Origin of the sequence: Gracilibacillus orientalis (assembly GCF_900114645.1) — a bacterium.
GTDB lineage: Bacteria > Bacillota > Bacilli > Bacillales > Amphibacillaceae > Gracilibacillus > Gracilibacillus orientalis.
In genome coordinates this window covers 84,526-102,817 of sequence record NZ_FOTR01000001.1, presented here as the reverse complement: position 1 = coordinate 102,817, position 18,292 = coordinate 84,526, and the positions used below count along the sequence as shown (strand labels likewise).

The 18,292-nt window shown below is 37.8% G+C and carries 21 protein-coding genes and 1 riboswitch; of the genes, 20 read left to right on the top strand and 1 reads right to left on the bottom strand.

What is annotated here, in order from left to right:
• Positions 1-138: 138 nt before the first annotated feature.
• The 10 genes from BM121_RS00490 (at position 139) to BM121_RS00445 (ending at position 8,036) form a co-directional block, all read left to right on the top strand.
• Complete coding sequence (locus BM121_RS00490) at positions 139-486, top strand: ArsR/SmtB family transcription factor (RefSeq protein ID WP_091479523.1); 348 nt, start codon at positions 139-141, stop codon at positions 484-486.
• Between the two features lie 15 nt (positions 487-501).
• On the top strand, positions 502-1,797 hold the full coding sequence (locus BM121_RS00485) for an arsenic transporter (RefSeq protein WP_091479520.1): 1,296 nt from the start codon (positions 502-504) through the stop codon (positions 1,795-1,797).
• 17 nt (positions 1,798-1,814) lie between these two features.
• Complete coding sequence (gene arsC / locus BM121_RS00480; RefSeq protein ID WP_091479518.1) at positions 1,815-2,234, top strand: arsenate reductase (thioredoxin); 420 nt, start codon at positions 1,815-1,817, stop codon at positions 2,232-2,234.
• Between the two features lie 106 nt (positions 2,235-2,340).
• A complete protein-coding gene (locus BM121_RS00475) occupies positions 2,341-3,318 on the top strand; it encodes a DUF3221 domain-containing protein (RefSeq protein ID WP_175495255.1) in 978 nt (325 codons plus the stop codon).
• A gap of 156 nt (positions 3,319-3,474) precedes the next feature.
• Positions 3,475-4,074: an NAD(P)H:quinone oxidoreductase gene (gene wrbA, locus BM121_RS00470; protein ID WP_425432193.1), complete on the top strand. Its 600-nt coding sequence runs from the start codon at positions 3,475-3,477 to the stop codon at positions 4,072-4,074.
• A 95-nt stretch (positions 4,075-4,169) separates the two neighbouring features.
• Positions 4,170-4,279, top strand: a riboswitch (TPP riboswitch).
• Between the two features lie 82 nt (positions 4,280-4,361).
• Complete coding sequence (locus BM121_RS00465) at positions 4,362-5,336, top strand: ABC transporter substrate-binding protein (RefSeq protein WP_091479510.1); 975 nt, start codon at positions 4,362-4,364, stop codon at positions 5,334-5,336.
• 13 nt (positions 5,337-5,349) lie between these two features.
• The gene (locus BM121_RS00460) at positions 5,350-5,643 is read left to right on the top strand and encodes an MTH1187 family thiamine-binding protein (protein ID WP_091479507.1); all 294 of its coding nucleotides are present in this window, start codon (positions 5,350-5,352) and stop codon (positions 5,641-5,643) included.
• 140 nt (positions 5,644-5,783) lie between these two features.
• Entirely contained in the window at positions 5,784-6,539 is a 756-nt protein-coding gene (locus BM121_RS00455) for an ABC transporter permease (protein ID WP_091479504.1), read from the top strand.
• Complete coding sequence (locus tag BM121_RS00450) at positions 6,539-7,282, top strand: ABC transporter ATP-binding protein (protein ID WP_091479501.1); 744 nt, start codon at positions 6,539-6,541, stop codon at positions 7,280-7,282. Before BM121_RS00455 ends, BM121_RS00450 begins: the two co-directional genes overlap by 1 nt.
• Complete coding sequence (locus tag BM121_RS00445; protein WP_091479497.1) at positions 7,275-8,036, top strand: TatD family hydrolase; 762 nt, start codon at positions 7,275-7,277, stop codon at positions 8,034-8,036. The genes BM121_RS00450 and BM121_RS00445 overlap by 8 nt, the downstream gene beginning before the upstream one ends.
• A 130-nt stretch (positions 8,037-8,166) precedes the next feature.
• Here the strand turns inward: BM121_RS00445 and BM121_RS00440 are convergent, their stop codons facing one another.
• Positions 8,167-8,916, bottom strand: a complete 750-nt coding sequence (locus BM121_RS00440; protein ID WP_091479493.1) for a thermonuclease family protein — start codon at positions 8,914-8,916, stop codon at positions 8,167-8,169.
• Between the two features lie 107 nt (positions 8,917-9,023).
• Here BM121_RS00440 and BM121_RS00435 point away from each other — a divergent pair, with 107 nt between their 5' ends.
• The 10 genes from BM121_RS00435 to BM121_RS00390 all read left to right on the top strand — a co-directional run bounded on the left by BM121_RS00435 (position 9,024) and on the right by BM121_RS00390 (position 18,286).
• On the top strand, positions 9,024-9,590 hold the full coding sequence (locus BM121_RS00435; protein ID WP_091479489.1) for a YdcF family protein: 567 nt from the start codon (positions 9,024-9,026) through the stop codon (positions 9,588-9,590).
• 194 nt (positions 9,591-9,784) lie between these two features.
• Entirely contained in the window at positions 9,785-10,156 is a 372-nt protein-coding gene (locus tag BM121_RS00430) for a cupredoxin domain-containing protein (protein WP_091479486.1), read from the top strand.
• Between the two features lie 130 nt (positions 10,157-10,286).
• Complete coding sequence (locus BM121_RS00425; protein WP_091479483.1) at positions 10,287-10,970, top strand: RluA family pseudouridine synthase; 684 nt, start codon at positions 10,287-10,289, stop codon at positions 10,968-10,970.
• Between the two features lie 16 nt (positions 10,971-10,986).
• Positions 10,987-12,018: an LLM class flavin-dependent oxidoreductase gene (locus tag BM121_RS00420; protein WP_091479481.1), complete on the top strand. Its 1,032-nt coding sequence runs from the start codon at positions 10,987-10,989 to the stop codon at positions 12,016-12,018.
• Between the two features lie 84 nt (positions 12,019-12,102).
• Positions 12,103-12,288 (top strand): hypothetical protein, encoded by a 186-nt coding sequence (locus tag BM121_RS00415; protein ID WP_091479479.1) that lies wholly within the window; start codon positions 12,103-12,105, stop codon positions 12,286-12,288.
• A 94-nt stretch (positions 12,289-12,382) separates the two neighbouring features.
• Entirely contained in the window at positions 12,383-14,011 is a 1,629-nt protein-coding gene (locus BM121_RS00410) for a BCCT family transporter (protein WP_091479476.1), read from the top strand.
• A gap of 944 nt (positions 14,012-14,955) precedes the next feature.
• Positions 14,956-15,144 (top strand): hypothetical protein, encoded by a 189-nt coding sequence (locus BM121_RS00405; RefSeq protein ID WP_091479474.1) that lies wholly within the window; start codon positions 14,956-14,958, stop codon positions 15,142-15,144.
• Positions 15,141-16,610, top strand: coding sequence for a sodium:solute symporter family protein (locus BM121_RS00400; protein WP_091479472.1), 1,470 nt, complete (start codon positions 15,141-15,143; stop codon positions 16,608-16,610). The genes BM121_RS00405 and BM121_RS00400 overlap by 4 nt, the downstream gene beginning before the upstream one ends.
• Positions 16,611-16,709: 99 nt before the next feature.
• The gene (locus BM121_RS00395) at positions 16,710-17,126 is read left to right on the top strand and encodes a MarR family winged helix-turn-helix transcriptional regulator (protein WP_091479469.1); all 417 of its coding nucleotides are present in this window, start codon (positions 16,710-16,712) and stop codon (positions 17,124-17,126) included.
• 2 nt (positions 17,127-17,128) lie between these two features.
• Positions 17,129-18,286: an MFS transporter gene (locus BM121_RS00390; RefSeq protein WP_091479466.1), complete on the top strand. Its 1,158-nt coding sequence runs from the start codon at positions 17,129-17,131 to the stop codon at positions 18,284-18,286.
• The last annotated feature ends 6 nt before the right edge of the window (positions 18,287-18,292 follow it).

The window sequence follows — 18,292 nt, the reverse complement described above, 5'->3', positions numbered from 1 at the left end:
TTTGATATATATATAGTTTTTTAAAAGGAAGAAGCGATTTAGCTTCTTCCTTTTATTAATTTTTTGTAAAGATAATTTTGATGTATTGAATATATAAGTATATTGTTATATGGTTATATATAAAGAAGGAGGATGGCAATGATTACTAAAACGGAATTTCAGATAGAAAAAGCAGCACCAATCTTTAAAGTGTTAGGTGACAAAACGAGACTTACGATGATGAAATTAATGGAAAATCAAACCTGTTGTGTATGCGAATTTGTGGAAATATTTCAAATGAGTCAACCATCCATCAGCCAGCATTTGCGTAAACTTAGAGATGCCGGACTGATCAAAGAAGAACGGAAAGGACAATGGGTATTTTATTCCTTACATCAGGAAAGTGAATGGCATGCACTAATTGAGTCTATCTTAGAGCAATTACCTAGTCAGGAAGACAAATTAATAGAATTAGAGAAAAATGGAACAAGAATTACTTGTTGTTAGTAGGGGGACAATATTTTGTTTGATGTTATATTGGCTATTATAATTTTTTTAGCAACGTTAGTACTTGTGATCTGGCAGCCTAAAAATTTATCGATTGGCTGGTCTGCGATCGGTGGTGCAGTAGTAGCACTGCTAGTAGATGTTGTTGGATTTCAGGATGTATTAGAAGTAACTGGAATTGTTTGGAATGCAACACTGGCCTTTGTGGCAATTATTATTATTTCCTTAATCTTAGATGAAATAGGTTTTTTTGAGTGGGCCGCCTTACATATGGCACGCCTAGCCAAAGGTCATGGTATCAAAATGTTCATTTATGTCAGTTTATTAGGTGCCTTAGTGGCAGCTTTTTTCGCAAATGATGGAGCAGCTTTGATCTTAACACCGATTGTTCTGGCAATGGTTCGTAATCTGCAATTTAGTGAAAAAATGGTCTTTCCTTTTATCATAGCGAGTGGATTTATTGCTGATACAACTTCACTGCCATTGATCGTCAGTAACTTGGTGAACATTGTTTCGGCAGACTTTTTTGAGATTGGTTTTGTCGAGTATGCATCTAGAATGATCATACCTAACTTATTCTCAATCATAGCCACAATTGCGGTATTGTATTTGTACTTCAGAAAAAATATTCCGAAAAACTATCAGATGGATCATTTAAAAAAGCCTGCTGAGGCGTTAAAAGATATTAAAATGTTCCACCTATCATGGTATGTTCTTGCGATATTATTAGTTGGCTATTTTGTAAGTGAGTTTATCGCAGTTCCAGTGTCGATTATTGCAGGAATAATTGCTATCTTTTTTCTAATCATGGCACGGAACAGCAGAGCAGTTAACACAACAGCAGTGGTCAAAGGGGCACCATGGGAAATTGTATTCTTTTCAATAGGTATGTATGTGGTCGTGTATGGTCTGCGTAACGCTGGACTTACCGACGTATTGGCTGGACTGATTCAATGGAGTGCAGAGCAAGGTTTGTTCAGTGCCACTGTTGCCATGGGCTTTATAGCGGCTATTCTCTCATCTGTTATGAATAATATGCCGACCGTGATGATTGATGCACTGGCGATTGCTGAGACAAATACATCCGGTGTCGTACGCGAAGCATTGATTTATGCTAATGTTATCGGTTCTGACTTAGGTCCGAAAATCACACCGATCGGTTCGTTAGCAACCCTTTTATGGCTACATGTCTTATCACAAAAAGGTGTAAAAATCTCCTGGGGTACTTATTTCAAGACAGGGATTATTCTCACCATACCAATTTTGATTATTACGTTAGTGGGCTTATATCTGACATTATTACTATTCTAATTAAGGGGGAATTTCGAATGACGAAAAAAACAATTTACTTTTTATGTACAGGTAATTCTTGTCGCAGTCAAATAGCAGAAGGCTGGGGAAAAGAATATTTAGGTGATGATTGGAATGTCTACAGTGCTGGAATAGAAACGCATGGCTTAAATCCAAATGCAGTCCAAGCGATGAAAGAAGTAGATATCGATATTTCTAACCAAACTTCCGATAAAATTGACTTGGAAATTCTGCGAAATGCTAATATGGTTGTTACATTATGTGGAGATGCACGTGATAAGTGTCCTGTGATCCCATTTGGTATACGAAATGAACATTGGGGATTTGATGACCCGGCAAAAGCAGAAGGAACAGACGAAGAGAAATGGGCTGTTTTCCAACGAGTACGTGATGAAATTGGAGGACGTATTAAGCGTTTTGCTGAAACAGGTGAATAAGAGAAGGAAAAGAATGGGCATTTGTTGGTCCATTCTTTTTTGTTCATCGCCAAAGTGTAACCTTTTTATGAGAACAACGACAAATAGAAAAAGGGAGGCGATGGTGTTGAAATATTTTCTCTGTTTTATCATGATATTGTTCGTAACTGCTTGTGGTACAACTTCTGAAAACGGGAATAAAACGCAAAGTGATTCCAGTAAGAATGCACAAAATGTAATGGAAGGTTATGTAGCAAATGTACAAGACAATAGTGTATTAGTTGTCGAGAATCGATTAGATCCAACTGTAACTGAATTCGACCCACAGCAACATGACGAGGCAGGAAATGCGATTTATTTTAGTCTCGAAGATATAGAAGATAGTATGGCTAATTCACTAGTCAGAGGTGAAAAAATTCAAGTTACCCATGGTGCAGTGGCGGAATCCTATCCTGGGCAAAGTAGTGCCGTTGCCATAAAAAGAATAGTTGACGAAGAACATGATATGGTCATACCGCTTGATGAAACAATAAATGTTGTCACTCTGGAACAATTTATACAACAAGTAGAAAAAAATGAAGATGCCATCATGCGAGTGGTAAACTATACAGTAGAAGGCGATCCGGTATTTAACAATTATATTTTTCGCAATGGCGAACATACCGTAAAAGTGGATGCAACCCAAGATGATTTTGTCGAAACTAAAACAGTAAAAGAATTTGCCTGTCAACAATTAGAATATTATTTAACAGATGATCAAAACATCATGTTTGAACTAACAGATTGCGACATGGATGGTGGCACATTAGCAATAGCAAGTCTACCTTTTGCAAATATCATTGTTCCTGAGGATACATATCACCGTATCGAAGTGATTGTGAATGATGAAGTTATAATGGATATAACAGAGGAAAGCGAAAAAGAGGAGATAATCACAAAAATACGTGAAGGTACACCACATTCCGTGATGACGATGACCATGAAGGCACCAGAAGGCGAAATTATTTTGTATGGTAAACAAGCAACCATTCATTTTGATTATCAAGAAGCAGGGAACGTGATCCGCTATAATACTTTTGTTGAGGCTGGTTTAACATTTAATTAAACATGGAGTAACGCTCCGTGTTTTTTATTAGGCATATATCTTGAATTCGAGGTAATTACATGGTAAATTTAAATATCTCACTTTCGAGATAAATGTATACATTATATCTAACTGGGTAAATCTAAAATATCTAATAAGCAAAGGAGTTTTATCAATATGGTAAAAGTAGCAGTAGTTTATTATAGTTCTACAGGTATAAACTATCAATTAGCGAATTGGGCAGCAGAATCAGTAAAAGAAGCAGGAGCGGAAGTAAAAGTAGTACGTGTTGCCGAGACTGCACCGGAAGAAGCAATCGCACAAAATCCAGGCTGGAAAAAACACGTAGAAGAAACAAAAGATGTCCCTGTGGCAACAACAGAAGACTTGGAATGGGCAGATGCAATTATTTTCAGTACCCCAACCCGTTTTGGAAATGTTGCATCCCAAATGAAACAATTCATAGATACACAAGGTGGTTTATGGGCATCCGGCAAGACTGTAAACAAAGTAGTAAGTGCAATGACTTCTGCTTCCAATCCGCATGGTGGACAGGAAGCAACGATTTTAAGTCTTTATACATCCATGATGCATTGGGGTACAATCATCGTTCCACCAGGGTATTCCGATGATTCACTATTTGCAGCTGGTGGTAATCCTTATGGTACAAGTGTTACGCAAAGCCAGGAAGATGGCTCTATGATAGAGGATGGTCAAGCTGCCGTGAAACATCAGGCAAAACGTGTCGTTGAAGTAGCAAGTAAAATTCATGGTTAATAAAAAACGAATCTCTGTGATCAGAGGTTCGTTTTTTAAAGGCCAAAACTTGAACAAAACCGCAAATTATGGCAAAGTGGAAGTTAGTAATTAAATAGTTAATGTAGGGGGACCGGTGTTGCCGGTTGAGACTGTATCCGTAAGATGCTGACCCTTAGAACCTGATCTGGTTAGCACCAGCGTAGGGAACATATGAGATCAAAGTATCTATATGCGCCCTGGGCTATAAGTCTAGGGCGCTTTCTTATATGTTCCTCTATAAAAGATAAATAATAGGGGGTTTCATCATGAAAAAATTTTTATTTGTAATAATAGCTATGTTTATACTAGCAGGATGTGGGAATGAAGAAAACACAGAAGAGGAATTAGAGGAAGTTACATTAGTATTAGATTGGACGCCAAACACTAATCATACCGGACTTTATGTAGCTGAATCAAAAGAATATTTTGAAGAAGAAGGTTTAGACGTAGAAATAGTAATGCCGGGTGAAGCGGGAGCAGATCAGACGGTAGCTTCCGGTCAGGCGGAATTTGGAATTAGTTATCAAGAACAAGTAACAGAAGCACGAACTCAAGATATCCCACTCGTATCGATTGCAGCAGTAATCCAGCACAATACTTCCGGATTTGCCGCACCGGTGGAAAAAGAAATCACATCACCAGCTGATTTTGCCGGAAAAACCTATGGCGGCTGGGGTGCTCCTGTTGAATCTGCCGTTATCGACGCGTTAATGAAACAACAGGATACGTCAGTAGAGGATGTCGAGATCGTGAATATGGGAAATACTGATTTTTTTACAGCAGTAAAACGTGATGTGGATTTTGCTTGGATTTATTATGGCTGGACAGGAATCGAAGCAGAACTGCGTGGGACAGAAATTGATATGATCTATCTCACGGACTATTCAGAAAAACTGGATTATTATACACCAGTTATCACAACGAATGAAACCATGACCGAAGAAAATCCGGAAACCATTAAGAAATTTATGGCTGCGGTAAGTCGCGGATATCAGGATGCAATAGACAACCCTAGTGAAGCTGCAGATATTTTAGCTGAAGCTGTACCTGATTTAGATGAAGAATTAGTCCATGCAAGCCAGAAGTGGGTGTCACCAAAATATCAAGATGATGCGGATAGATGGGGCGAACAATCAACAGAAGTTTGGAGTAATTACGCTGAATTCATGTTTGAAAATGACTTATTAGAGCGTGAACTAGACGTCGAAGCAGCATTTACCAACGAATTTTTACCAGAGTAATGGAGGAATATAAATGGCTGAAGCATTAGTTAGTGTACAAATCATTCCCAAGACAGCAAATGGAGAAGACTCGATCCCTTTTGTCGATGAAGCGATCAAGATTATCGAGCAAGCGGGCGTAAAATATCAGGTTAATCCATTAGAGACAACATTGGAAGGTGATCTCGCAGAATTATTATCTGTTATCGAAAAAATGAATCAACGTATGCATGAGTTAGAATGCCCAAGTGTCATATCACAGGTGAAGATTTATTCTCGTAAAGATCATGAAGCTTCGATGGGTGAACTAACAAAAAAATATCGTTAAATTTGCGAAGTGGCCAGCAAATGCTTAAAAGTGGCCAGCAAACGGAAAAAAGTGGCCAGCAACTCATCAAAAGTGGCCAGAAAGTGACGAAAAGTGGCCACTAAATAATAAAAAGTGGCCAGTAAATAGGAGCATGCTCTATGTTTAGAAAGTCGATTTTACCAATCAGCGTGATGATCATTATTTTAATAATTTGGGAAGTGTCCACTCGCTTTTTTGATATTCCGACATGGGTTCTTCCTGCACCCACTGTCATTATTCAGGAAGCTATTAGCGGCTGGGACAATTACCAGCATCATATATTATCGACTGTGACGTTGATTGTAAGTGGATTTGCAATCGGTATAAGTGTAGGACTGATTATTGCGATTGTCCTTCACATCTTACCGAAAATTCGTGAAGCACTATACCCCTTGCTTATTATGTCGCAAAATATTCCGATTATTGTGCTTGCGCCACTGCTTGTAATTTGGTTCGGATTTGGTGTCACACCGAAATTATTAATTATTACTTTAGTATGTTTTTTCCCAATCGCAGTATCTACTATTGATGGATTAAGGCATACAAATCCTGAATTAATTCATTATATGAAAATGGCAGGTGCATCGAAAAGGCAAATTTTCACAAAACTAGAATTGCCTTATGCAGTACCACAAATGTTTTCTGGATTAAAAATTTCGGCTACCTATAGTGTAATGGGGGCTGTGATTTCGGAGTGGTTAGGTGCTAATCAAGGAATTGGTGTTTACATGACCTTAGCTTCTTCATCGTTCAGAACGGACAGGGTATTTGTGGCCATCTTATTTATTATGATTTTATGTCTGATTTTTTTCGCGATTATCATTGCTGCTGAAAAAATCATCTTAAAATGGCATCCGAGTAAGGAGGATCAGTGATGAGTACACTAGTACTTGAGAATATTACCAAAAGATTCGGTGAACAAATGATTCTGGATAAATTGGATTTGCAAGTGAATGATGGCGAATTCGTCTCCTTACTTGGACCGTCTGGAAGTGGAAAAAGTACGATATTTCATCTGATTGGTGGGCTCTATCAAGCCGATCAAGGAATGATTAGATTAGATAATGAAACAATTAATGGAAAAAAAGGCTCCATCAGTTATATGCCGCAAACACCTTCGCTTTTTCCGTGGCGCACGGTTTTAGAAAATGTCATATTAAATGTGGAACTATATCAAAAACCTGATAAGCAAAAAGCACTTGAAATGTTGGAAAGAGCGGGCTTGAAGGATTATGCCAACGCCTATCCACATGAATTATCAGGTGGTATGCGCCAGCGAGTTGCCTTTGTACGCAGCTTATTAAGTCCACAATCTTTTATATGTTTAGATGAACCTTTTTCTTCATTAGATGAGTTCACAAGGTTAGAAATGCAAAAATGGTTATTATCGATCTGGGAGCAAGAACGGCCATCCGTCTTATTTGTGACACATAACATTGAGGAAGCGATTTTTTTATCGGATCGAATTCTTGTTTTAGGCTCGAAACCAGCCAATGTCATCAAGGAATTTAGCATTGATTTCGAACGACCGAGAAATGAGAAATTAACCTTGTCGACAGCATTTCTTGAAACGAAAAAAGAAATCTACCAAACATTACGAGGTGTATTAGATGTTTGATGCACATATTCATTTGGATTGGTATAAGCAAAAGGAACAAGAAAAGATAATAGATACGTTAGAAGTTGATGGGATGATTGCAGTATCAAGTGATCTGAAAAGCTGTGAAAAAGTCTGGCAATTAGCCAAGCAGCATCCAACCGTTTTTCCGACATTTGGCTGGCATCCGGAACAGTCGCTTCCAACTGATCAAGAAATAGCGCAAATCGAAATATTGATTCATGAGCGGCATGAGCACATAGTTGCCATCGGTGAAGTAGGATTACCATTTTACATGAGAAAAGAGGATCCTGGTCTTAACCTTCAAGCCTATATCGAAATACTAGAACAATTTATGGCTTTAGCTGTGCAATATGATTTGCCGATTGTATTGCATGCTGTATATGACGATGCGGAGATCGTTTGTGATTTATTAGCAAAACATGGCGTAAAACGTGCTCATTTTCATTGGTTTAAAGGAGATGCTGCAACGGTTCAGAGAATGATCGAATCAAACTATATGATTTCCGTGACACCAGATTGTGTTTATGAAAAGGAGATTCAGCATTTAATCAAAAATTATCCGATTGAATTGATGATGGCTGAAACCGATGGTCCATGGCCGTTTGAAGGTTCCTTTCAAGGAAAAATGACACATCCGAATATGATAAAAGATGTGATCAAACAAATAACAGATATTAAGAATTTACCTATGCAGCAAGTAGTAGACCAAGTGGAACAGAATACGAAATTATTTTATCGATTCGAGAATTAGATATATAAATAAGCCCGAAAGATTTTTTCGGGCATTGCTAATTTTATTAGAAGTGTCCAGTAAATGCTAGAAAGTGTCCAGATAATTAAAACAAGTGTCTAGAATCGTCAGATAAAACTAAAATCCTTAATTATTCACATGCTATTCCGTCACCATCGCGGTCCATATCACTGTTATATCCAGGGTCCCCTTCATATAGAGGGGTTACTCCTGCATCGCGTGCTTCTGTACAATTAGCATAATGAATATCTTCGTCCGGGTCATCCTCCACATCTTCATGATTAAATCCATCTTCTGTTACATATCCATCGATACTCCAGATTCCAATCCCTGCTTCACGTGCTTGTTGTTCGGCTTGTTTCATTTCGTCTTGATGGGTGTATGGAGGATCATAGACATAAGCATAACGTGCTAAGCCTTTTTCTACTAATAGTTGATTAAAATTGTCCCCGTCCACCCAAATATAGCCAAGCAGACGATCATAGTTATCTCGTTCCGGTCCATCGAATTCGATTTGAATGTCTTTGCCTGTCAGTTTTTCCACTGCAAAATCAGAGGCTTCCTGACCGAAAGGCTGAACAGGAAGTTTGGGATGTTTCGTTTCAGGTGTATCAACTAATAAAAGTCTTACTGTTTCTTCTTGACCATCTAATTCAATATTGACCGTGTCACCATCGACTACGCGACTGACTGTTGCTGTGGAAAAATTTCCATCTTCTTGAGTTTCTGCAGGTTTCTCGTTTTCCTGTGGCATAGTTTTTTCGGAAGCATTGTCCGCAGATGGCGCATCGGTTAGTTCATCTTCGACTGTTACAGTGCCACACCCAGCTAGTACAGTAAACACGATAAGTAAACTGATCAGCCATTTTTCAATAAACATGATGTTTCCTCCTGTTGTGTTAGTAAACTTTGAAAGTCAGTTTACTATAAAGAGGTATAGTTTTAAAGATCTTTTTCGTTTAAGATAGATGGGGAAAGGAGTATTCTATGAAAAAGATAGTAATCATACTGATTGGACTAGCATTCACCTTTTTCATCATACATACGATTATTATCACCATTGATGGATTAACTGATGAAAAAGAACATTCAGAGATTGGTGTTGTTTTTGGTAATAAAGTCAATGAAGATGGCACACCCTCAGACAGACTGCAAGCACGACTTGATAAAGCGGTCAGTTTGTATTTGGATAACAAACTGGAAAAGATTATTGTTAGTGGTGGTGTCGGCATTGAGGGGTTTGATGAAGCGGAAGTAATGAAAGATTATGTAATCGAAAAAGGAGTGCCTGAAGCAACGATCGTGACGGATAGCAATGGCTATAATACTGAAATGACGGCAGAGAACACTTTGGAGATCGCACATCAAAAAAATCTGTCGACAGAGAGTATCACCGTTATTACGCAATTTTTTCATATTACTAGAACTAAGTTAGCGATGAAGCAGCAAGGTTTTACGGAAGTATACGGGGCACATGCAGAGTATTTTGAATGGCGAGATATTTACTCTACGATTCGTGAGTTCCCGGCATTTTATAAATATTTGATCTTCTAGGATTTCTTAATGCCTATAAAGATATTTTTTGCTGCTCATGTCAATAAATATGAATGTTATGTGAAGAATGTACGTAAAAGTAGATTAACCAAGAAACCAATTGTTATAATGAAGAAGTGATCCTATAAATGGCGAACGTATTTCGATGTAAGAGATTAATATACTTAACGGAACAGAAAGGGGATAAGATAAACATGAAAAAAATACTTTTTGGAATGATGACATTATCATTAGCACTAGTGTTAGCAGCTTGTGGTGGCAGTGATGATGAAGGAAGTTCAAATAATGATGGAGAAACTGCAAGCGGAGATGGTGAAACAGTAGACGTTACTGCTTCTAACTGGCAATTTGATCAAGAAGAATATACTGTACCAGCAGGTGAAGTTACAGTAAATCTTACAAATGAAGAAGGTTTCCACGGTATAGAAATAGAAGGAACTGATATTGCATTGGATGAAGAAGGTTCCGCAACTGCAACACTTGAAGCAGGGGAATATACAATCAGGTGTTCAGTTATGTGTGGAGCTGGTCACGATGATATGGTGGCAACATTAATTGTAGAATAATAAAGCATAAAGGTCTCCTAGTCTTTAGGAGATCTTTTTTATGTTAGAATAACATAGAAAATGAAATGCAAATTATGAATAAATGCTTGCTGTTAAGCAAGAGGACTATCTACTTACAAAGGGGTTTCTTATGAGTATCCGTGTGTTATATGAAGACAATCACTTATTGATGGTGGAAAAACCGGTCAATGTACCGGTGCAAAAAGATCAAAGCAATGATGAGGATTTGCTCACTATTTTGAAAGAAGATATCAAAATTCGCTATCAGAAGCCTGGCAATGTTTATTTAGGTTTAGTCCATCGCTTAGATCGACCGGTTGGTGGAGTAATGGTATTTGCGAAAACGTCAAAAGCTGCATCACGATTATCAGATTCGATCAGGAAAAATGAATTAGGCAAAACATATTTAGCTGTAGTCAGAGGGGTTCCAGAACTAACAGGAGATTGGGTGGATTTTTTATGGAAAGACCGAAGTCAAAATGTGGTCACGGTCTCATCAAAAAATAATGCGCAAGCAAAAAAGGCTGTCCTTGATTATCAGCTGTTAGCAAGTGATAAAGGCTTAAGTTTAGTGAAAATTAATTTACGTACCGGCCGCCCCCATCAAATTCGGGTTCAGTTTGCTTCGCGTGGATATCCGCTATATGGTGATCAGAAATATGGGACAAAAGTGAACAAGCCTGGCCAGCAAATTGCGCTATGGTCGCACGAATTACGATTTACCCATCCGGTTCGTAAAGAGGAAGTCAGTGCAGTATCATTTCCACCTGATCAATTTCCGTGGTCTAAATGGGAAGCATTACTTATGAAATAGAGAGAGGAAGAACATCATGGAGTTTGGGGTTTACAGCTTATCCGAAATCTTAGAAAATCCAAAAACAAAACAAACCATTACAACCAAAGAACGATTGGAAATGTTAGTGGAAATGGCTCGATATGCAGATCGGTCAGGATTAGACCTTTTTGGTGTGGGAGAGCATCATCGCCTAGATTATGCAGTTTCCTCACCACAAATGCTGCTTTCTGCGATTTCTCAGCAAACAAGTAAGATCAAATTAACAGCATTAACGACCTTATTAAATACCGCAGATCCAGTCCGCTTATTTGAGGATTTTGCGACGCTTGATTTATTATCAGGTGGACGGGTTGAGTTTACAGCAGGTAGAGGAGCCTTTGTTGAATCTTTTCCTTTGTTTGGCTATAACGAGAGGGATTATGACCAACTTTTTGAAGAGCATTTGCAACTGTTTTTACAAATGAACAAAGAGGAAAAAGTCACATGGAACGGCAAGTATCGTTCAGCATTAGCTGAAGCAGAAATTGCGCCACGACCTTTGCAAGACAGATTACCCATTTCGATAGGTGTTGGTGGGACGATCGAAAGTGCGGAGCGTGCTGGATACAATGGATGTGGTTTAACAGTGGTGATGATTGGTGGTATTTCCAAAAAATATCAGCCATTAGTACAACGATATCGTGAGGTTTACCAAGGAGATAAACCACAAGTTGCTATCGCGGGTCATACCTTTATTCGCGAAACGGAGACAGAACTGGAGCGAGATTTTTATCTGTATTACGCAAATTACTGGGAACACTTAACGAAGCAAGGGATTGGTGGTGCGATGGGAGCAGCCAGAACCGATTTAGCGTTTATTACAAGTAAAGAATCTACGCTCTTTGTTGGGACACCAGAACAAATTGTTGAAAAAATCCTTTATCAATATCAATTATTTGCCCATAATCGTTTTTATGCACAAGCAGATTTTGGTGGACAACCAATAGAGTCAATAAAAGAAACGATTGACTTGTTAGCGGACAAAGTGATACCGGAAGTAAATAGAAGAATCAGCACTCAATTCTAAATTGGTTTATTTCAGTTCGTGACATGCTTTTTTTACCGGCTTATGGTAGGATTAATTAATGGAAGCGGTTAAAAGGGGGATACCATGAACTATAATAAAATTCGTATACCGTTGCTAACAGTACTGGTAATTATGATGATCTTAGACTTAACAGGTGTTATTCAAGTTCCAGCGATTGTTATTTTAATTATTGTGCTTGGGTTATTGTGGTATAACATTTATATTCGCAGAAATGTATCGAATCAAGATAATAAAAATAAGAAAAAGTAAGAAGAGGACAATGAAATAATTGTTCTCTTTTTTGTTTTTTTTTGCCGATTATGGGTAAGTTAAAAATACTATTGAATGAGAGGATGTGAAGACGATGAGGCAGCGACAAATTGATTGGCCGACTTTTATTGGAGCGTTTTTACTGTTACTAGCAGTAACTTTACCTCTCATTTTATTTCCGGAAGAAGGAAAAGAAATTGTCGGTAAGGCTAATACTTTTATGACTACTAATTTTGGTGTGTTGTATTTAGCGATGGGTCTCATTGTATTTGCTTTTCTTTTATATGTTGCATTTAGTAAGAATGGCCATGTGAAGTTAGGTGATGAGGGTCAAAAACCAGAATTTAATTCTTTTTCATGGGCTGCGATGTTATTTGCTGCAGGTATTGGTTCCAGTATTTTGTACTGGTCAGTTATTGAGTGGGTATACTACTATCAAGGTCCGCCATTCGGTTTGGCAGGAGAATCAACAGAAGCGATACAGTGGGCAACTGCCTATGGTATTTTTCACTGGGGACCAATAGCTTGGTCGATTTATACCTTACCGGCATTGCCAATTGCGTACTTTTTTTATGTTCGTAAGAGACCTGTACTAAAAGTAAGTGAAGCAATTAGACCGGTTTTGGGTGGCTTGATCGATGGTCCATTAGGAAAAATCATTGATATTTTATTTATTTTTGGATTGTTAGGTGGTGCAGGGACTACATTAGCTTTGGGAACACCAATGATTGCACAAGGGGTTACCTATTTAACAGGATGGCCTGTTACCTTATGGCTGCAAGCAGTTATTATGCTTGTCTGCACGGCCATTTTTGCGGTGAGTTCATATTCCGGTTTGCGTCGAGGCATTAAACTTTTAAGTGATATAAACTTATGGTTAGCACTTTTTATTTTAGCATTTATTCTAGTATTTGGTCCTACTCGTTTCATTTTGGAAACAACATTCAACTCCTTAGGTATTTTGTTAGACAATTTCTTTAAAATGGCAACATGGGTAGAACCATTCGGAGATATTGGCGAGTTTACGCAAACTGGATTCCCGGAAGCATGGACTGTCTTTTATTGGGCATGGTGGCTAGTATATGCACCATTTGTTGGTTTGTTTGTTGCTCGTATTTCAAGAGGTCGTACGATTCGTGAAATGATTTTTGGCACAATGATATATGGTACGCTTGGGTGTGTACTTTTCTTCGGGATTATGGGAAACTACGGGCTGCACTTACAGTTGACAGGTCAATTTGATGCGATGAGTCATATTAATGAGTTTGGGGCACCTGCAACGATTATCGCGATTATCAGTCAACTTCCATTCCCTGGATTAATGGTTGGTGCTTTTACCATTTTGGCGATAATCTTTTTAGCAACGACATTTGATTCATCCTCATTTATCTTAGCATCCGTTGCCCAAAAAGAAGTTGAAAATGAACCATTAAGATGGAATCGTTTATTCTGGGCATTTACATTAAGTATAATGCCACTTGCATTAATGTTTCTGGGTGGTTTGGATACCTTACAGACAGCTAGTATTGTGGGCGGTTTTCCATTAATTTTTATCATGTTCCTGTTAGCATGGTCGTTTATGCGGGCGTCCAACCATGATATCAACGCATCGGATAATTATGAATCGCCTACTATTTATATTAAACGCGGGAAAAAGAAAAAGAAGAAACGTTCCCCCTTAGAAGTATTAAAAGACCAAAATCCAGATCCACCGGATGATTAAAAGTTACGATCAGCTATTGATGCTGATCGTATTTTTTACAAGTAAAAAAAGTATATAACCATTGGTATCACAAATTTTATCACGGTGTTTGTACGACCCCACTTAAAGCTTCAAGTAACACAAGGAAGCTAAGTGTGGGAATAACAGACACTAACATCCTGATAAGTTTCGCTAATGATCAGTGGGGATCAAAACCCCCACTGATCATAGTCTCACTTTATAGGCAAATAAGATAGGTAAAGCTTGATGCAAAACATGTTATGAAAAAAAGTAGATGGAGTAAGATGTGTACTTCGCCTGTTTGTCATTTTGAAAGATAGTTTGTGCAAGCCGACCGCTGCGGCTGACCTTTTCGCTTTCCTAGGGGCATGTTCTTCAGCTAACTTTTGCAGGAGGAAGTCGCTCCTGCAAAAGTGGATCTTCAGATCATGCTAATCCCTCAGGAGTCGAAACGGTCGGCCTCCACTATAGCTTTTTCTACAACGAATATCAGAAAAAGCATATTGTTTTTATAACCATTATTAGTGATTTTCAACGCCATAGCTTTGCACTTCCACAGGGATAATAACCCAAGCTTCTAGGTCTCACACATGTTGTAGAGCATGATTCAGCGTAGGCCGCCCACTTCAACTCCAGTGGGACTCGTTTTTCCTGAAGATCCACTTTTCGAGCGGTTTTGGGCGCGAAAAAGTTAGCTGCGGGAAAAATCCCACGGAAAGGGGGAGTGGGCAGCCGAAGCGGGGTTAGCACCGTGATAAACATGTCAACATCACTACATGGAGTTAGCGCACACCATCTGGTTAAAGATAAGGACCGGATGGGCTTTCCCATTTTTCTTATAAGTAAGATAGTGGCATTACATATCTGATGATTAACAGGTGTCTTTACAGATGTATGATTATCTGTATAATAAGAATCATGACATGAAAGGATAGGTGAGAGAAGTGAATCAAAAAGAAAAATTTTGGGGACTTATTATTTTAATCATTGTTATTCTCGGTTATGTGATTCCTTACGCATTCCTCAGCGATGTAACCAAATGGTATGGCAGCTTTTTGATCTGGTCGATATTAGCTATCATTACCTTTGTGGCGAATTTCTTTTTAACGACTGATTGGAGTGATGAGGAATGAGTACAACGTTAGTTTGGTCAACCATCGCTATCTATATTGTTATTGCTCTAATAATTGCTTATTTATCAAGAAATGGCAGACAAAACAGTATGTCTGGATATTTTTTAGGTGAAAGAAAATTAAATGGTTTTGTATCTGCTTTAAGTTATAGTGCCACAACCTATAGTGCTTTTATGTTAGTCGGACTAGCCGGACTTACGTACAATGGCGGTGTCGGTGCATTAGGATTTGAAATTATTTATTTTATGGGGGTTTCCCTTGTTGCGATATTTGGTCCGCGCTTTTGGTTAGTTGGTAAGAAGTATGGTTACGTTACACCTTCGGAAATGTTAGGTGATCGCTATCAAAATAAAGGAGTGGCAGTAGTTGCGGCAGTTGCAAGTAGTTTATTTTTAATTCCGTACAGTGCTGTTCAGTTAACAGGAATAGGATATTTGCTTCAGGGAGTTACGAATGATGCGATCCCATATACAACAGGTGTTATTATTGCAACAGTATTAGCACTTATCTTCTCTTACATTGCCGGGATTCGTTCAGTGGTATGGACTGATTCCTTACAATCACTAATCATGATCATTACCTCTACAATAGTCGTGATTCTGATTGTTAATAGTCTAGGTGGGGTGAGTGGTTTTTTTGCATCAATTGAAGCAAATGATCCACAGGCTTTAGCAGTGCCAGGTAACGGATTTTTTAATTTCTGGACATTTTTAGGATTGACGATACCATGGTTTTTCTTCAGTATTTCCAATCCACAAGTAAGCCAGCGACTATTTATGCCTGCTTCGTTAAAAAGTCTGCGTCATATGTTATTAGGTTTTTTAGTTTTTGGTCTTATTTATACAGTCGTATCTGTTGTATGGGGTTTTTCAGCATCAATTTTGTTTCCAGGCTTAGAAAATGCTGATTTAGCAACTCCGATGTTATTATCTTCTGATGTCGTTCCACCGATTTTAGGTGTGATTGTTATGGTAGGGATAATGGCCGCTGCCATTTCAACGATTGACTCGATTTTATTAACATTATCATCCTTATTTTCACGAGATGTGTATCGTCATGTAAAAGGGGGAGCGGACGATCGCAAGCAATTATTAATCGGTAAAATTGTTATCCCGGTAATTGCCGTATTAGCATTTTTATTTGCTCAATTAGAGCTCGACTTAATTGCTGTACTTTCTGTTGCTTCTTCTGCCGGATTAATTGTAGTCGTTCCGGCTATAATTGGGACATTCTTCTGGAAGAGAGGTACAGCAGCTGGAGTAATCATTAGTGTTACAACCAGTAGTATTCTAGTGATTTACATTGAAGCAACAGGTGGATTATTACTTGGTTTGAAGTCCGGTATATGGGGGATTGTAGTGTCTACTGCTCTATTTATCGTGGTTAGTGTAACAACTCAACCACCTGAACAAAAAGCAAATGAATTCATTGATTATGTAAAAGAACGCATGAAACACAAGAAGTAGTCGGTTACCGGCTGCTTCTTTACTTTTGCTTGAAAATACACTACAATTGTATAGTTGTTTATTTACCTAGGTAAATAATATTCGGAAGGGAGTAAGAGCATGGATACCAGTCATTTGCTGCACTTATATAATCAAAAATTACGGTTGTTTCAAAATGAATTAAATATAACATTAAAAAAGTTTGGACTGTTTCATTCCCAATGGACAATCCTCTACACCCTTTATCAAAAAGGAAAAATGACACAAACCGAAATATGGCAATATCTTAAGGTTGAAGCACCGACTATTACCAGAACATTAGTGAGATTGGAAAAAAACGGATGGATTGAAAGGAAAGTAGGAACGGACAAACGAGAACGAGTTGTCACATTAACTGAAAAAGCGGAATCAACCTATCTGGATATTATCGAGGCGGTGAAACAAACAGAAGAAATGTTTCTCAATCAACTTTCGAAACAGGAAAAAATAGCTTTACAACAACTTTTAGAAAAACTATCAATAGAAAGAGATGAATAAATATGTCAGAGTCAAAAATATGGACGAGGAATTTTATCAGTATAGCAGTAGTCAATTTATTTGTTTTCATCAGTTTTTATACATTATTAACGACATTACCATTGTACGTAATAGATGAGTGGGGTGGATCTGAAGCTCAAGGTGGTCTAGTCGTTACAGTCATGTTATTAGCCGCGATATTATTAAGACCATTTGCAGGTAATATTCTTACTAGATATGGAAAACGTAATGTGCTATTAATCAGTAGTATTCTTTTTGCGATTACCATGATTTTTTATTTATTTATCGATTCCTATCTCGCAATGCTACTACTTCGTTTTATACATGGTTTTTCTTTTGCGATTTTAACAACAGCGACAAATGCGATGGCAGCTGATATCATACCGGCTAAAAAGAGAGGTGAAGGACTTGGCTACTTTACCATGTCCATGAATTTAGCAATTGTATTAGGACCTTTTTTAGGATTAAGTATTATTCAGTTCACTTCCTATACGAACTTGTTTATCATTCTTAATCTGTTTACCATTTTAAGTGTGGTCTCTATCTTTTTTGTTCAAACAAAGGATGTAAAGAATACTGATAAATCAAAAGGATCTCCATTTAAGTGGAAAGAATTGCTGGAGAAAGAAGTATTATCGATTTCATTCATTGGATTATTAGTTGCATTTGCTTATTCCAGTATTGTCTCGTTTATTTCCGTATATGCGAACGCAAGGGGACTTGATCATGTGTCAGGATATTTCTTTGTGGTGTTTGCTGTAACAATGCTTATTTCAAGGCCATTTTTAGGCAAACAATTTGATCTTAGAGGGGCAAAACCCGTAATTATTCCATGTATGATTTTATTTTCTCTCGGATTAGTGATATTAAGCTTTTCTAGCCATGCAGTAGCCTTTTTAATTGCTGCCGGTGTGATTGGAGTCGGCTATGGGTCATTATTACCATTTTTCTTATCATTAGCAGTTTCAAAAGTAAAAATGAATCGTAGCGGACATGCTACCGCAACATTTTATACGTTATATGATACTGGTATTGCTTTAGGTTCACTTATTTTAGGTATGATAATTAAGTATATAGGTTTTTCACAAATGTTTACATTGCTTTCCATTTTTGTGCTTCTAATTTTATTTATATTTATCTATTTAAATAAAAAGTTATAAAATAAT

Excerpts from the sequence above, each read along its gene's own strand:
- BM121_RS00490 (WP_091479523.1), top strand. The coding sequence starts at position 139 with ATGATTACTAAAACGGAATTTCAGATAGAAAAAGCAGCACCAATCTTT.
- arsC (WP_091479518.1), top strand. The coding sequence starts at position 1,815 with ATGACGAAAAAAACAATTTACTTTTTATGTACAGGTAATTCTTGTCGC.
- wrbA (WP_425432193.1), top strand. The coding sequence starts at position 3,475 with ATGGTAAAAGTAGCAGTAGTTTATTATAGTTCTACAGGTATAAACTAT.
- BM121_RS00465 (WP_091479510.1), top strand. The coding sequence starts at position 4,362 with ATGAAAAAATTTTTATTTGTAATAATAGCTATGTTTATACTAGCAGGA.
- BM121_RS00460 (WP_091479507.1), top strand. The coding sequence starts at position 5,350 with ATGGCTGAAGCATTAGTTAGTGTACAAATCATTCCCAAGACAGCAAAT.
- BM121_RS00455 (WP_091479504.1), top strand. The coding sequence starts at position 5,784 with ATGTTTAGAAAGTCGATTTTACCAATCAGCGTGATGATCATTATTTTA.
- BM121_RS00450 (WP_091479501.1), top strand. The coding sequence starts at position 6,539 with ATGAGTACACTAGTACTTGAGAATATTACCAAAAGATTCGGTGAACAA.
- BM121_RS00445 (WP_091479497.1), top strand. The coding sequence starts at position 7,275 with ATGTTTGATGCACATATTCATTTGGATTGGTATAAGCAAAAGGAACAA.
- BM121_RS00440 (WP_091479493.1), bottom strand. The coding sequence starts at position 8,916 with ATGTTTATTGAAAAATGGCTGATCAGTTTACTTATCGTGTTTACTGTA.
- BM121_RS00435 (WP_091479489.1), top strand. The coding sequence starts at position 9,024 with ATGAAAAAGATAGTAATCATACTGATTGGACTAGCATTCACCTTTTTC.
- BM121_RS00430 (WP_091479486.1), top strand. The coding sequence starts at position 9,785 with ATGAAAAAAATACTTTTTGGAATGATGACATTATCATTAGCACTAGTG.
- BM121_RS00425 (WP_091479483.1), top strand. The coding sequence starts at position 10,287 with ATGAGTATCCGTGTGTTATATGAAGACAATCACTTATTGATGGTGGAA.
- BM121_RS00420 (WP_091479481.1), top strand. The coding sequence starts at position 10,987 with ATGGAGTTTGGGGTTTACAGCTTATCCGAAATCTTAGAAAATCCAAAA.
- BM121_RS00415 (WP_091479479.1), top strand. The coding sequence starts at position 12,103 with ATGAACTATAATAAAATTCGTATACCGTTGCTAACAGTACTGGTAATT.
- BM121_RS00410 (WP_091479476.1), top strand. The coding sequence starts at position 12,383 with ATGAGGCAGCGACAAATTGATTGGCCGACTTTTATTGGAGCGTTTTTA.
- BM121_RS00400 (WP_091479472.1), top strand. The coding sequence starts at position 15,141 with ATGAGTACAACGTTAGTTTGGTCAACCATCGCTATCTATATTGTTATT.
- BM121_RS00395 (WP_091479469.1), top strand. The coding sequence starts at position 16,710 with ATGGATACCAGTCATTTGCTGCACTTATATAATCAAAAATTACGGTTG.
- BM121_RS00390 (WP_091479466.1), top strand. The coding sequence starts at position 17,129 with ATGTCAGAGTCAAAAATATGGACGAGGAATTTTATCAGTATAGCAGTA.